The organism is Acetobacter orleanensis (assembly GCF_001581005.1).
Lineage (GTDB): Bacteria > Pseudomonadota > Alphaproteobacteria > Acetobacterales > Acetobacteraceae > Acetobacter > Acetobacter orleanensis.
In genome coordinates this window covers 37481-51428 of the sequence record NZ_LHZV01000054.1, presented here as the reverse complement: position 1 = coordinate 51428, position 13948 = coordinate 37481, and the positions used below count along the sequence as shown (strand labels likewise).

General features: G+C 56.1%; 12 protein-coding genes and 1 tRNA gene. 9 read left to right on the top strand and 4 right to left on the bottom strand.

The window, feature by feature from the left end; genetic code table 11:
• Positions 1-136 precede the first annotated feature (136 nt).
• The gene (locus tag AD949_RS04665) at positions 137-853 is read right to left on the bottom strand and encodes a hypothetical protein (protein ID WP_048835568.1); all 717 of its coding nucleotides are present in this window, start codon (positions 851-853) and stop codon (positions 137-139) included.
• 336 nt (positions 854-1189) lie between these two features.
• Here AD949_RS04665 and mtnA point away from each other — a divergent pair, with 336 nt between their 5' ends.
• From mtnA to AD949_RS04635, 5 genes are all read left to right on the top strand, one after another.
• On the top strand, positions 1190-2284 hold the full coding sequence (gene mtnA / locus AD949_RS04660; RefSeq protein WP_048835569.1) for an S-methyl-5-thioribose-1-phosphate isomerase: 1095 nt from the start codon (positions 1190-1192) through the stop codon (positions 2282-2284).
• A 215-nt stretch (positions 2285-2499) separates the two neighbouring features.
• Positions 2500-2994: a Cys-tRNA(Pro) deacylase gene (gene ybaK, locus AD949_RS04650; RefSeq protein ID WP_048835571.1), complete on the top strand. Its 495-nt coding sequence runs from the start codon at positions 2500-2502 to the stop codon at positions 2992-2994.
• Positions 2995-3154: 160 nt separating this feature from the next.
• Positions 3155-4057 (top strand): DUF2272 domain-containing protein, encoded by a 903-nt coding sequence (locus AD949_RS04645; protein ID WP_048835572.1) that lies wholly within the window; start codon positions 3155-3157, stop codon positions 4055-4057.
• Positions 4058-4236: 179 nt separating this feature from the next.
• Positions 4237-5277 (top strand): cysteine synthase A, encoded by a 1041-nt coding sequence (locus AD949_RS04640; RefSeq protein WP_048835573.1) that lies wholly within the window; start codon positions 4237-4239, stop codon positions 5275-5277.
• An 86-nt stretch (positions 5278-5363) separates the two neighbouring features.
• Positions 5364-5885: a DUF3574 domain-containing protein gene (locus AD949_RS04635; protein ID WP_048835574.1), complete on the top strand. Its 522-nt coding sequence runs from the start codon at positions 5364-5366 to the stop codon at positions 5883-5885.
• 378 nt (positions 5886-6263) lie between these two features.
• Here AD949_RS04635 and guaA read toward each other — a convergent pair whose 3' ends face one another.
• Complete coding sequence (guaA, locus tag AD949_RS04630) at positions 6264-7865, bottom strand: glutamine-hydrolyzing GMP synthase (protein WP_048835575.1); 1602 nt, start codon at positions 7863-7865, stop codon at positions 6264-6266.
• A 236-nt stretch (positions 7866-8101) separates the two neighbouring features.
• On the opposite strand from guaA, the gene AD949_RS04625 reads away from it, so the two are divergent.
• Complete coding sequence (locus tag AD949_RS04625; RefSeq protein WP_244463328.1) at positions 8102-8557, top strand: hypothetical protein; 456 nt, start codon at positions 8102-8104, stop codon at positions 8555-8557.
• Between the two features lie 69 nt (positions 8558-8626).
• Positions 8627-8703, top strand: a tRNA-Arg gene (locus tag AD949_RS04620).
• Positions 8704-8975: 272 nt separating this feature from the next.
• Here AD949_RS04620 and AD949_RS04615 read toward each other — a convergent pair.
• Positions 8976-9935, bottom strand: coding sequence for a glycosyltransferase family 2 protein (locus tag AD949_RS04615; protein ID WP_082064667.1), 960 nt, complete (start codon positions 9933-9935; stop codon positions 8976-8978).
• A 101-nt stretch (positions 9936-10036) separates the two neighbouring features.
• Here AD949_RS04615 and AD949_RS04610 point away from each other — a divergent pair, with 101 nt between their 5' ends.
• Positions 10037-10450: an Ivy family c-type lysozyme inhibitor gene (locus tag AD949_RS04610; RefSeq protein ID WP_048835577.1), complete on the top strand. Its 414-nt coding sequence runs from the start codon at positions 10037-10039 to the stop codon at positions 10448-10450.
• 33 nt (positions 10451-10483) lie between these two features.
• Here AD949_RS04610 and AD949_RS04605 read toward each other — a convergent pair whose 3' ends face one another.
• Positions 10484-11887, bottom strand: a complete 1404-nt coding sequence (locus tag AD949_RS04605) for a lytic transglycosylase domain-containing protein (RefSeq protein WP_082064668.1) — start codon at positions 11885-11887, stop codon at positions 10484-10486.
• A 273-nt stretch (positions 11888-12160) separates the two neighbouring features.
• Between AD949_RS04605 and AD949_RS04600 the strand changes: the two genes are divergently transcribed.
• On the top strand, positions 12161-13759 hold the full coding sequence (locus AD949_RS04600) for an L-lactate permease (protein ID WP_048835578.1): 1599 nt from the start codon (positions 12161-12163) through the stop codon (positions 13757-13759).
• The last annotated feature ends 189 nt before the right edge of the window (positions 13760-13948 follow it).

Here is a 13948-nt window from a genome sequence, read left to right as displayed (position 1 = left end):
AAAAAAACCACAAACAGTCGTATTTTTCTACATACCAAAAACAAAAACAGCCGAAGGACAACTGCACTGGCAGTCTCCTCCGGCTGATAGAGCAAATCGGTCTGGCCTTTGTCCGCAAAGACCAGACAGAAAAAGCTTATTTCTTGCTGCGGGGCGTTTTAGCTGCCTTACGGCCACGCGTTGCAGCCGGCTTTGCGGCTGCTTCCGAAGCTTCTGCTGCCAGACGATCATAACGCTTCTGGCGGCGGGTATCCTGCACAATACGCAGTTTTTCCACAGCGGAAAGGCGCACTTTCTTTTCTGCAGGAGCAGCTTTAGCGCGCGGGGTGCGGGCTTTGGCCGGAACCGCAGCAGCCTTGCTGGCCGGTGTGGCTTTAGCAGCAACAGACTTGGAGGCCGTTTTACGCGGAGCTTTGACTGGCGCAGCAACTTCCGCAGCAGCGGCAGCCGGACGACGACCACGGCGCGCAGGAGCCGGTGCTTCCACCGCAGTTTCTACAACCTTGCGGCGTGGCGTGCGGGTTGCCGGTTTGGCTTCCGTTGTGGCTTTGCCTGTGGTGCGTGTGGCTGACTTAGCGGCTGTTTTAGCCGGCACCTTTTCTACGGCTGCTTTTTTCTTCGGAGCAGCCTCAGCTTTTGCGGCCTTGGTGGCGCGGGCTGGCTTTACAACGTCGGCCACCGGTGCCGCAGCGGCTTTGCGCGGCTTACGAGCAGCGGCTTTCGGCGCAATCTCTTCTTCAACCACCGCGTTTTTTGCAGGGGTCTTACGCGTGCGGTGCGTGGTCGCCGGGGCTGTGCGGACGGCGGATACAGATGTCTTGGCCGTTGCGCGGCGCTTTTTGGTTTCGCTCATTCTAAACTCCACTTTTAATCCCATTCGAAAAACTTCAAGAAATACAAACAGGATTATAGAACCGTTATTTTCACCTTCTCAGGAAAGGCTCCTGAAAAGGCGCCCCGATGACCTGAAACTTCTGCCATTCATAACAAAAACCACAGAAAATGCAAAAAATACTTTAGAACCGAAAAGAATATACGGCGTTTTAAGGATGCTCCCTCGGAGGGACCACCTCATACCGCGCAGCACCCCGCCCTCTTTTTAGTGCACTTGGTATGCGCAAGAGTGGTGATACCGTGAACTCTCCGCTATTATCAGCGCATATCCCCAATCCCGACAGGAACAGGTTTTATGAAGATCAATGGCACGCCGTATCGCAGCGTCTGGGTGAATGAGAAAGATGGCTGGTCTGTCCATATTTTTGACCAGACCCGCCTCCCCTTCTCGCTCGATATCCTGCGCCTGACCACCCAGCAGGACGTGGCCCATGCTATCAGCACGATGCAGGTGCGCGGCGCACCGCTGATTGGCGCTGTTGCGGCGTATGGTCTGGCATTGGCGCTCCGGCAAGATGCAGGAGATACTGCCATGGAGCAGAACGCTGCCATGCTGGCCGCCACACGTCCTACCGCCATAAACCTGCGCTGGGCGATTGAACGTATGCTGAAGGCGCTGCGTCCCGTTGCGCCGCAGGATCGTGTTGCCGCGGCCTATGCCGAGGCTGGCCGGATTTGTGATGAAGACGCAGCGCAGAACGAAGCAATTGGCCGCCACGGGCTGGAGCTTATTCGCGCCCTTGCCAAAAGCCGTCCCGCTGGCACACAAATTAACCTGCTGACCCATTGCAACGCAGGCTGGATTGCTACCGTGGACTGGGGCACCGCCCTCGCCCCCATCTATATGGCGCATGATGAAGGGCTGAACGTGCATGTCTGGGTTGATGAAACCCGCCCACGGAATCAGGGGGCGGCTCTAACGGCGTGGGAACTGGGCAGCCACGGCGTTCCCCATACCGTTATTGCTGATAATGCAGGCGGACACCTGATGCAGCATGGGCTGGTTGATCTGGTTATTGTCGGAACAGACCGCGTGACCCGCACCGGAGATGTGGCCAATAAAATTGGTACGTATCTAAAAGCCTTGGCCGCGCAGGATAATAACGTGCCGTTCTGGGTGGCCCTGCCCTCCACCACCATTGACTGGACAGTTGCCAATGGTGTCACAGAAATTCCTATTGAGGAACGGGCAGCGTCCGAGATCACCCATGTCGCGGGTCGTGATGCCAACGGCGCGCTGACCCGTGTACAAATTACGCCCGATAGAAGCCCCGCTGCCAACCCGGCGTTTGATGTCACCCCGGCACGCCTTGTAACAGGGCTGATTACGGAACGTGGCTGCTGCCCCGCGACAGAAGCTGGCCTGCATACGCTTTTTCCCGAACAGTAAAAACAGGAACCGCCTTTCAAGCGTGGCGCTGACTATCAGCGCCACGCTTTATGTGTGCCCTCTTCAAAGCAGCCTTAGCCTTCCCGGCTGGTGCTGCTTTTTTACGCATAGGCCTATGCGCACCGCTTTTCTTGACGCCTGCCAGCCCGCCCCTGATAAACGCTCTACACCGCAGAACAGCTCCCGCCATGACGGCCTTCTGAAAGGATAAGAGCATGTCCCAGACAATAGAAACGCCGACGACGCATTTTCTGGAGGCCCATGGCGTTGCCTATACCATGCATGATTATGAGTATGTGTCGGACCCCGGCAAAATCGGCCTGCATGCCGCAGCAGGGATCGGGATTGATAACGAAAAGGTCTTCAAAACCCTGATGGTCGAGATTGATAAAAAGCAGGTGGTCTGCGCGGTCATTCCTGTCCATCAGAAAATGAACCTGAAAAAAGTTGCCGCTTTGTTTGGTGGCAAAAACGCCCGGATGCTGAATGCGGAAAAGGCCGAAGAGCTGACTGGCTTTCAGGTTGGCGGCATCAGCCCGTTCGGCTCCCGCACGCAGGTGCCGGTGGTGTTTGAACAGAGCGCCCAGACGCAGGACATCATGTATATCAATGGCGGCGGCCGGGGTCTGGTGGTCGGGCTTGCTCCGGCGGATGCAGTGCGCTGCGTCAATGGCCAGACAGCGGACCTGACGGTAGACCCCGCCTCCTGACGCGCCGTCCGCGGCAAAAAGGATGCAGGGGGCGTGAAAAAAGCGTCCCCCTCTTTTCCACCGCCGCCGGGCAGCTTATGCAGGACAAGAGAGCTCTTGACGGCAAGGGCTCCTGACGCTCCGGGCACCCCGGAGGGATTTGTCTGGATGGAGACCGAGATTGTCACGCAAGCTCTCAGTTGCTCTGCTGGCCCCGTTATGTCTGGCGGCCTGTGCGACGCAGCCCGTGCAGGTTCCGGGGGCACAGCCCACCCCAACCACCGCGGCCAGCACCGGAAGCTACGGTTACAGTGCTTCCGGCCATGTGCCGGACTTTGCAACCCGTAATTACGAGCCCTTCAACCGGCAGGATGTTGTCGCCATTGCCATGCGGGAATGGCGGCTGTTTGGCAGCCCGGTGAATGATGATGACCCCGAGTTGCGCCCCGAACCGCAAATTGCCTCTGTCAAACCCGAACGCGCACCCGGCCTGTGGCAGCGCGTGGGCGAATATTGGTGGATTGGCATGGACCCCGAGGTGACGGAATCCACCTTTACCGGCAAACATGATGCCAGTGGCCGTCTGACCAATTTTGTACATGATGGAGATTATGCGTGGTCCGCCGCCTTTATCTCTTACGTCATGCGTGTGGCCGGAGCGAATAGCCGCTTCCCCTATTCTCCCAACCACTCCACTTATATTAATGCCGCCGCCTCCGGGCAGTCTCCCATTCTACATGCGCAGGACCCGGCCTCCTATGTGCCCAAGCAGGGTGATCTGATCTGCGTTGGACGTGGCCGCGCCAAGACATCCGTGCGCTTTTCCAGCCTGCCGACCTCCTATGGCTTTCCAGCACATTGCGGCTATGTGGTTGCCACCAACCAGAACGGCCAGCCTTTTGGCCGCCAGTTGAGTATTATTGGCGGCAATATTGATGATGCGGTCGCACTGACCCATGTGCCAACAGACGCCACCGGCCATATCTCTGACTCCAGCGGCCAGAGCTATGACTCACGCTATCCGTGGTGTGCCATTCTGGAAGTGCTTTATGATGCGGAAGCCGAACCGGACGCAGGGCAGTAAGAGCAGTATCCAGAGATCTGGGGGCGGTTTCGTCGCAAAAATGTGCTGTTTGCCCTCAACCCTGAACTTTTGAAACTCCCCCTTACAGACTATCTTGTTATCCGGCTCTGAATACGACAGACTTCATTTCAGATGTGGCAGGTCCGAGCCAGTTGAATGAAGCGAGAAGGTGCAACCAGATGACTGACAGCGCAAATGCCTCTGCCCGCCCCGGCTGGCACACCCTGTCCGCCGACATGCCGGGCGCGGTTGGCGGCACGCCTCTTATCCGCCTACGCAAGGCCTCTGACGCCACCGGCTGCGACATTTACGGCAAAGCCGAATTCATGAACCCCGGCGGCTCTGTCAAAGACCGTGCGGCCCTTGCCATTATTGAAGATGCCGAACGCCGGGGTGTGCTGAGGCCCGGCGGCACACTGGTGGAAGGCACGGCAGGCAACACCGGCATCGGGCTGACGCTGGTGGCGAATGCGCGCGGCTATAAATGCATTATTGTGATGCCGGAGACGCAAAGTCAGGAAAAAATCGGCTTCCTGCGCATGATTGGCGCGGATCTGCGACTGGTGCCCGCCAAACCCTATCGGGATGAAGGCAATTACGTGCATGTCTCCCGCCGTCTGGCGGAAGAAGGCGGATATGTCTGGGCCAACCAGTTTGATAATCTCGCCAACCGTGAGGGCCACCGCAACACCACGGCACCGGAAATCTGGCAGCAGATGGAGGGCAAGATTGATGCCTTTACCTGCGCCTGCGGCACAGGCGGCACACTCGCGGGCACGGCCATGGGTCTGCATGACGCGGCCAGCAACGCGGGCGTCAAAGCCCCGCGCATTGTGCTGGCCGACCCGGAAGGCTCTGGCCTGTATGGTTGGGTGAAGGAGAATGATCTCTCGATTTCTGGCTCGTCCATTACCGAGGGCATTGGCCAGTCCCGCGTGACCGCCAACCTTGAAGGCGCACCAATTGATGACGCCGAGCGCATCCCGGACCCGGAAGCGCTGGACATTATCTACAGCCTGCTGATTGATGAAGGTCTGTCTGTTGGCGGGTCTTCCGGCATTAACGTGGCCTCCGCCATCCGCACAGCCCGCAAGCTCGGACCGGGGCACCGCATTGTGACCATCCTGTGCGATGGTGGCGCGCGCTATGAATCCAAACTGTTCAACCCAACCTTCCTCCGGGGTAAAAATCTGCCGGTTGCTCCCTGGCTGGATCAGTAACCGGAAAACAAGAGGTCGTCATCATGTCGGTCCGCTTCCCCCCGCTTTCTTCACGCACATTCTCCCGGTGGAGTACGCTAGCTGGAATGGTCGTTCTTCTCAGCGGATGCGAGAGCGGTCTTGTCGCTTCGGGCTCCGAGAGCATTGTCGGGACATCCAGCACCCGCGCCCCGGCTGTAACAGGCACGCCGCCGCTTACAACTAACCTGGAAACGGGTTCAAACATTTCAGAACAGGGAACAGGTGCGGCGCAGTTCCGCGCCTTCTGTTCCGCTTTCCAGACCCACCCAATGCTGAAGATTACACTATTGTTTGGTCAGACCCGGCCCCATGGAAAGCCTATTTCTGCTGCTGAATGGCGAGAGTTTGTCAATACCACGCTGACACCCACCTTTTCCACCGGACTTTCCATCCTCTCCGCACAGGGCCAGTGGAAAGATACGACAACTAACCGCCTGACGCAGGAACCGTCCAGACTGGTCATGGTGCTGACCGAACCCACGCAAGACCTCACCTCCCGGCTTGAAACCGTCCGAAACCGTTACAAGACACGGTTTCAGCAGGACTCTGTCGGGATTACAATCAGTGCTGCGTGCGCAGGGTTTTGAATTTTTTCTTTATCGGGCTGGAAGAAACGCGAAAATACCCCGTTCTTCTTCCAGTCGAACACGTTCTGTAACCTGTTCCACCCACTGCTCAGCTAATCTTTGCAGGCCAATATCAGCGCCTGCGCTGTCCTGATTACACTATCCTCTCTCACATTGGAAAGCTGACAAGCTCACATCCTCTTTTCCAGAGAACTGATGCAAAGCAGGCGGAGTTTCCAGTCATTACCCGGCATCAGAACGGGTTCCACAGAACATGAGAGAAGACGGGATTTATATAAAGTCAGATCGGCACCAGACCGGATTATAAACCGATGTCTCCAGTCTGCTGCAACGGGTGCCATTGAACTGAATTTTTCAACAGTTCAATGGCAGATCGCCTTACTCCCACTCAATCGTGCCCGGTGGTTTGGAGGTGATGTCATAGGTCACGCGGTTGATACCGCGGACTTCGTTGACGATGCGGCCTGCCACGCGGTTGAGGAAGCCCATGTCAAACGGGTAAACATCCGCCGTCATGCCGTCGGTGCTGGTCACGGCGCGCAGGGCGCAGGCCTGATCATACGTGCGGCCATCCCCCATCACGCCGACGGTGCGGACCGGGAGCAGCACGGCAAAAGCCTGCCAGATGGCATCATACAGGCCAGCGGCACGGATTTCTTCCAGATAGACGCTGTCCACCTTGCGCAGCAGGTCCAGTTTTTCCCGCGTGATATTGCCGGGAATACGGATGGCCAGACCCGGTCCGGGGAACGGATGCCGCCCGACGATGACTTCCGGAATATCCAGTTCACGCCCCAGATCCCGCACTTCATCCTTGAACAGTTCCCGCAGCGGTTCAACCAACTGCATGTTCATGCGTTCCGGCAGACCGCCGACATTGTGGTGGGATTTGATGGTAACGGACGGACCGCCAGTAAAGCTGACACTCTCAATCACATCTGGATACAGCGTGCCCTGCGCAAGGAACTGTGCGCCGCCCAGCTTGGTGGCTTCTTCCTCAAACACTTCCACAAACAGGCGGCCAATGGTCTTGCGTTTGATTTCCGGGTCCGTCACGCCATCCAGTTCCCGCAGGAACATCTCGGATGCATCCCGATGCACAAGGCGGATGTTGAAGCGGCCGCGGAAGGTTTCAATCACTTCCTCAGCTTCACCCGCGCGCATCATGCCGTGATCGACGAAAATGCAGGTGAGCTGATCGCCAATCGCTTCATGGATAAGAACTGCCGCCACAGAGGAATCGACCCCGCCGGACAGACCACAAATCACCTTACCTGTGCCGACCTGCTCACGGATGCGGGCAATTTCCATGTCCCGGAAGCCCGCCATGGTCCATGTGCCGGAGCAGCCTGCCACATTATGGGTAAAGTTCCGCAGCAGCGCGGCCCCATGCGGCGTATGCACCACTTCCGGATGGAACTGCACACCATACAGGCGGCGACCTTCATCCGCGATCACTGCGAACGGCGCGCCTTCACTCACGGCTACGATGCGAAAGCCGGGGGGCAGTTCCGTCACGCGGTCCCCGTGGCTCATCCAGACTTGCTCACGATTGCCACGCGCCCATGCGCCACGGAACAGGGCGCAATCTTCCACAATATCCACAAAAGCGCGGCCAAATTCGCGGTGCTCGGAGCTTTCAACACGGCCACCTAACTGGAGGCACATGGCCTGCTGCCCGTAGCAGATGCCTAGAACCGGCACAGCCAGTTCAAACACCACTTCCGGCACGCGGGGAGAATCCGGGTTTGTGACGCTGGAGGGGCCACCAGAGAGAATAATGCCGCGCGGCGCGAAAGCGCGGATGCGCTCTTCCGTGGCGGTAAAAGGCCAGATTTCACAATAGACACCGCTTTCCCGCACGCGGCGGGCGATAAGCTGTGTCACCTGACTGCCAAAATCCAGAATCAGAATACGGTCCTGATGCAGAGACTCGTCCAGTGCGGTGGAGGAAGCGGGGATGGTGGCATCGGCAGGCATGAGCTACTGTCTTTCTGGTCAGCGCCTGAGCGGCTTACTAAACGACGAACAGCCACCACCGGGCAAACGCCGGAACGGGGCGGCTATATGCTAAAGAGCGCATATAAAACGGTGCAACGCGGACGTCACCCTATAATAAGACTCTCCACGACATCATTTTCTCAAGGTGTGGCGCAGGTGAGACCCTAAGGCTGGGTCATCCGACGCCAGATATTCTTTTAGACAGGAGCGTATTCATGCCACTTCTCTCTCTTCTGCCCGGCAAGCGCCTGCATCAGCGGCTGCGTGTTCTGCCTGTCGTCGGTGTGGCTCTTCTGGCCCTGTTCTGCGGCGCGGCAGGCCCTGCGGCAGATGACCCGTATGGAGACTGGATTGGCACGCTGGTTGCCGAAAAAGGCCATAACTGCCCGGTGCATACCGTCTCCCTCATGCAGATTCTGCCTAAACGTATGACCTTCACGCCGGAAATGGGCGCTCTGGTGCTGCGTGGCATTCCGGATAAGAAGACACAACATTACCATGCACAGCTCATTCTGGATGACGCGCACCACCAAAAACTCCCCATGGTGTTTGAAGCCCATCCGGTGGGCGATACGTTTGAAGGTGTTTACGGCACCCCAGAATGTCGTGCGCATGTAACCCTCAAGCGCCCCGAAGGTCGGGCTTGGAAGAATTTTATGGGGAATGATTAAAAAAATCACCTCATGTGAATTTTGGGGGTTGCCACCCCCCGCTCCCTCGGCTAAACACCGCGTCAAGGCGCACCCGTAGCTCAACTGGATAGAGCACCAGACTACGAATCTGGGGGTTAGGAGTTCGAGTCTCTTCGGGTGCACCACTTCCCTTTTTAAATTTGAAGCATTTTAAATTCTCGGATGTCTTCTGGGAATAATGGGCTTAAAAGCCAACGATATTCTGCCTTACAATGATAAAGCAGTTTTCTTTTCGTCTTCTGACACATTCTCTGAAAATCTAGCACTCTGCTTGAGTCTTTTCAGGATGCAGTGCAGAGTGCCACATCGCTTTGCCTCAATCAGAATTTCTGGCAGCTTTCACATTCTGCCAGATGCTCTACATGCAGTCTTTTAGGCAACGCTGTGACGGAGTGGCTTAAATATCCTTATCCGAAACCAGACACAGCGCCAGATGGCGCATGAGCAAAGAGCGCAACGCACCGGTGCCTTCTTGCTGATACTGAGCATACTGCTCGCGCCAGTGCTTACCCATTTCTGACGGTAAGGCACTTGTTTGCAAAGCATTCATGCCGTTCAGAAGTTTTCTCTTAATTTGCTCTATGGAGCGCTGCGGAAAATGCACTATGCAGAACCCGGCATCCATCATCAGGCGGGTATGGTCCAGCACTTTCTCCGCCTGCTCTACAAAATGATTACCCTGCCCCGTTGTCAGCCCGCATCCGGTCCGGAGCGCCACTTTCGTGACTTCCTCCCGCATTTTAGGCCAGACGACGCACTCCGTTTCCGCCAGAGTGGGACCGAACTCCGTCAGCCGATAAGGCGGCGCGCTTGTTACCAAGGCCGCCTGCGCCCAATGGAACATGAGGAGCCTTGCCTCTGGGTCTGCCAGCATTCTGGAAAAATCTTCTTCCGGCTTGGGTCCGGTATGGCAGCAGGTAATAAATTCATCCGCATCGACAAAAAATATCCAGTCTGGTGGATTGGCATCGTGCCGCAGATAGATTTCTACAAACTGTTGGAGAGCCTGCATTTTTGCAGCCTGATAATAGGCTTGCTGATAGTCCTGCGCATAAAAAATATCTGCCTGAGGCGCATCTTTCCTAAAAAGCTCAATTTCCCGCGCTGTGCCATCCGAACTGTTGTTATCAAGAATAAAGAAACGACGAAAACCTAACCGATAATGGTGTCGCAAATTCAACCCGATAATATCAGCTTCATCTTTCACCAGCATCAGCAAAGCAGCATAACGAAGAGCAGGAATGGTCACGTCTGACCGTACCTGCCAACATGGCCCAGAACGCACAGCATCAAACGTACGTTTTGCACGCTGATTCAGCGCGTTCAGAAAATCCATTAATCCCGTATATGTGTTCATCAGGTTTTATACATCTGTATTTTAGACTCTGTGTTTAAGTCTAACGGGTTTATACTGGCACGGCCATTCTTTTCCGGCTTTTTGAACAGGAGCAATAAAAAATGAAAAAATTTCCTCTTCTGGCACTCGCTTTTTGCCTTGCAACACCGGCTTTTGCTCAAAGCACACAGACCACGGCGGATCTGGCCAACACAGTAAAATACCGCCATGCTTATCAGAGCATGACAAAGCTGCCCGACTGGGTTGCTAAAGCAACGGCAGTATCTGTCCCGGCTGAAACGCTAAAGCTGGATGGCAAAAGCTATCTGGTCGGGCATTTATGTAAACCGCATGATTGCGGTGATCATCAGTTGGATATTGTGTTTTCTGAAGATGGCAAGGCTGTGTGGGGGCTTCTATCCCGCCGTTACGGTAAAACGCTTTACCAGATGCCGCTTGGAGAACCCAATACGGAAACTCTCGCTGCGCTGACAGCCTCTTACCACAAAAACAACCCAGATGATCTGGCGAAATAAAACCTTATAGCCCCATAAGGCCGTGTATGCCTGTTAGCTGTTGCGTACAGGAATACACGGCATGGAACGGGCATGCAGAACCTGACACACGCCAGATGCCGCTGAGCCCCCACTCGCGACAAGCTGCGCCCGATACATCGCTTTTCCGGAAACTGAAATAGATTGCACCGTCGGCGTTGTCTGCATGGAGCGGGACGCAAGAAGACGCGTCACGCTTTCCGCGGCATGGCGTGCCTCCGCATAAGACGCAAACGCACCCACTTGAACGGTGCTCCCTTTCCCGACACGCCCTACCGGCACGGGCCGCGTTGCAGCAGCAGAAGACAGTACCGGAGCCCGCCTCCCACCACCAGACGAGACGTAGGTGGTAGGCAACCTTAACACATGCGGTGAAGAGGAAACCGGTGCTGTGTAAACCGCGCTTTGCACGCGCGCAGCCGGAGCTGTCGAAAAGGACGCTTGCTGAACACGGACTGGCGGCAGGCTGGCCTGCGTAATGGGGGCCTGCGTAATCAGGGCGGGCGACATAACTGGGGTTGCCGATGTTGTCTGAACGGGCGCGGTAGGTGCGTCGGAAGACGATCCAGACGCCATCTGTGTGGCACGGGCCACGTCTGGCACAGGGTCAGGGTGCGGAATATCGCGGTCCATCAAGCAAGGAGCGGATGGATCATACGCGGCATCAGGGTCTCTCAGGCAACCATCCGCCGTGCGGGAGAGATCGGCTTTGGCATAAAAGGCATCAGAAGACGCCAGTTGCGTCGTGCTGCTGCGGATCGGCACGGGAGCCCATTTGCCACGCACAGCCACCCCGCCACCCAGATGCGGGGTAATGGCCGCGACATAGTTTACAGTTTCATCCGGTAGATGACGGCCATTGTTCAAATAATCATCAACCCGGTCTGGCCCGGCATTATAGGCCGCCAGAAAGCCCGGTGCGCCGTAGCGATCATACATCAGGCGGATATAGGCCGCTCCCGCCTGAATATTGTCTTTCGGATTGTAAGGATCCCCACCCAGACCGTACTGGCTCTGCATATCCGCATAGGTTGCAGGCATAAGTTGCATTAACCCCATCGCCCCGGCGCCGGATGTTGTCAGACCGCCATTAAGATACTGTTTACCACCGGATTCCTGCTGCATAACAGCCCGGATCCATGTGTCAGGAATGGAAAAACGCGTTGCCGCCTGACGGATATATGGCCCCCACGGGTCTTCCGCCGGACCGGGAGCACGATAGGCCGGATGCGTGGTCTGCACGGTGCCCATATCGTAAATAGCGTCCGGATCATACGCGGCATTAGGGTCATACACAGCATGATAGGATCCGGCCGCCGCGGGCAGAAAACCACCAGTGCCAAGTCCGAGTGCTGTTGCCAACACGCAAAATGAATGTGCTTTCAGTGTTCGAGTCCGCACAATCTGCCCCTTATCCATGCGCGCCCCGGTCCTGTCCTGCCTATGCCGCGCGCCTGTTTTACGTCCGTCTCAATCGGGAAAACTGTCTGTCTACCCCGAGCAACAGGGAGAAGGACGTTAAGATTACTATTATGTCATTTTGATGAAAATGGCTCTTCTCCGCCTTCATACCCCCCTGAAAGATAGGTCCTTCACAGTTTACACTGAAACGTGAGTCAGCATCTGATAGGGTTGCACGTTACGCATAAGACCTACCCGTTTTAGGGATCAATCCTGTCTAAAGAGACGATCATGTTTATACAGCCTCTCGTGCCCGCAGGTCACTCGCTGGTTCTTTCTTTTCTTCTCGCCGCCACCCCTATTCTCACCACGCTAATCCTGATGGGTGTGCTGAGAAGACCCGCATGGCAGGCCACGCTTGGTGGTCTGACTGTAGGCGTGATTATGGCTCTTTTCGTGTGGGGGCTGCCAGTCTCTCTGGCCGTCGCCAGTATCAGTAACGGCGTTATTTTCTCTTTCCTGCCTGTGATGTGGATTGCGCTGACCGCGCTATTTCTCTTCAACATCGCCAAGGAAAGCGGACGGTTTGATGCCTTCCGCCAGTGGATTATTACCCATCTGCCCAATGACCGACGGATTATGCTGGTTGTTCTGGGCTTCTGCTTCAGCGCCGCACTGGAAGGCGTGGCAGGCTTTGGCACCCCGGTCGCTATTACCAGCGCCCTACTGATTATGCTCGGCTTCCCCGCACTGGAAGCCCTGACCTATGTGCTGATTTTCAACTCCGCTCCGGTAGCCTTTGGTGGGCTTGGTATCCCGATCACCGTTCTGGCGTCCATCACGGGCCTGCCTGCTGATACGCTGGGGGCGACCATTGGCCACCAGATTGCGCCTTTTGCGTTCTTTATCCCGTTTTACGTTATGGTGCTGTATGCAGGCTGGTCCACACTCCGGCAAATCTGGCCGGTACTGGTGGTATCCAGCGGCAGCTTCGCGCTGACACTAGTTGTGGCTTCAAGCTGGATTACCTACAGCCTGACCAACGTTCTCTCTTCCTGCGTCTCTCTTCTGGCGACCATTCTCTTTTTGAAAGTCTGGAAACCTGTGACGGACCCCGCCTACGCTATTGACGCACACTTTCTACAGCAGCCTGCACGCAAGGAAGGTGACTGGCATGGCCCGCACTGGCAGGGCTGGATTCCGTGGATCACAGTCGTGCTAGTGGTGATCGTGTGGGATTCCCTCCATATTGCCAAAATTGGTGCGACCCCCATCAAATGGCCGGGACTAGACCATCAAGTATTCATCTCCCTGTATCAGAAGTCCTATGCTGCCGTATGGAACTTTGAGCCGCTGGGTACCGGCACCGCTATTCTGACTTCCGCCTTGCTGACGGCTCTGTTTACCCGCCTTGCCCCCCGTAAAATCTGGGCGGCACTGGTTACAACCGCACGGCAGGGTTGGCTGGCTGTGGTGACTGTTGCACTGACCATTGGTCTAGCCTTCCTGATGAACTATTCCGGTATGACCTACACGCTGGGTTACGCCGTAGCCTCCACGGGCGTTCTGTTCCCCTTCGTGTCCGTATTCCTTGGCTGGATTGCCGTCTTCCTGACCGGCAGCGACACATCCGGCAACGCGCTGTTCGGCAACCTGCAGGTCGCTGCAGCCCATCAGCTTTCACTGGACCCTGTCGTGTTTGCGTCTGCTAACTCTGCGGGCGGTGTGATGGGAAAAATGATTTCCCCGCAGAACATCACCACCGGCGTTTCTGTCACAGCACTCAAAGGGCAGGAAGGTGTCGTGCTGGCCCGCACTTTCAAACATAGCCTGTTCTTGACCATCTGCCTTGGGCTGATGGTAGCGGTACAGCAATTTATTATGCGGTAATAAAAAAGGGGGATCTTGTATCCCCCTTTTCTTTATGCGGCGGGCTGTTAGCCCAGCCTGACATTTTCTTACTGTTTCCACATCGTCAAAGCGTGAAGGAAGAGAAGACGGAATTTTTATTAAAACTGACTCCTGCTCAAGATGTTGCGGCTTTTAGAAACGAGTATTGACACCAAAGTGGAATGACCG

Coding starts and splice junctions, on each gene's coding strand:
- AD949_RS04665 (WP_048835568.1), bottom strand. CDS start 853: ATGAGCGAAACCAAAAAGCGCCGCGCAACGGCCAAGACATCTGTATCC.
- mtnA (WP_048835569.1), top strand. CDS start 1,190: ATGAAGATCAATGGCACGCCGTATCGCAGCGTCTGGGTGAATGAGAAA.
- ybaK (WP_048835571.1), top strand. CDS start 2,500: ATGTCCCAGACAATAGAAACGCCGACGACGCATTTTCTGGAGGCCCAT.
- AD949_RS04640 (WP_048835573.1), top strand. CDS start 4,237: ATGACTGACAGCGCAAATGCCTCTGCCCGCCCCGGCTGGCACACCCTG.
- AD949_RS04635 (WP_048835574.1), top strand. CDS start 5,364: ATGGTCGTTCTTCTCAGCGGATGCGAGAGCGGTCTTGTCGCTTCGGGC.
- guaA (WP_048835575.1), bottom strand. CDS start 7,865: ATGCCTGCCGATGCCACCATCCCCGCTTCCTCCACCGCACTGGACGAG.
- AD949_RS04625 (WP_244463328.1), top strand. CDS start 8,102: ATGCCACTTCTCTCTCTTCTGCCCGGCAAGCGCCTGCATCAGCGGCTG.
- AD949_RS04615 (WP_082064667.1), bottom strand. CDS start 9,935: ATGAACACATATACGGGATTAATGGATTTTCTGAACGCGCTGAATCAG.
- AD949_RS04610 (WP_048835577.1), top strand. CDS start 10,037: ATGAAAAAATTTCCTCTTCTGGCACTCGCTTTTTGCCTTGCAACACCG.
- AD949_RS04605 (WP_082064668.1), bottom strand. CDS start 11,887: ATGGATAAGGGGCAGATTGTGCGGACTCGAACACTGAAAGCACATTCA.
- AD949_RS04600 (WP_048835578.1), top strand. CDS start 12,161: ATGTTTATACAGCCTCTCGTGCCCGCAGGTCACTCGCTGGTTCTTTCT.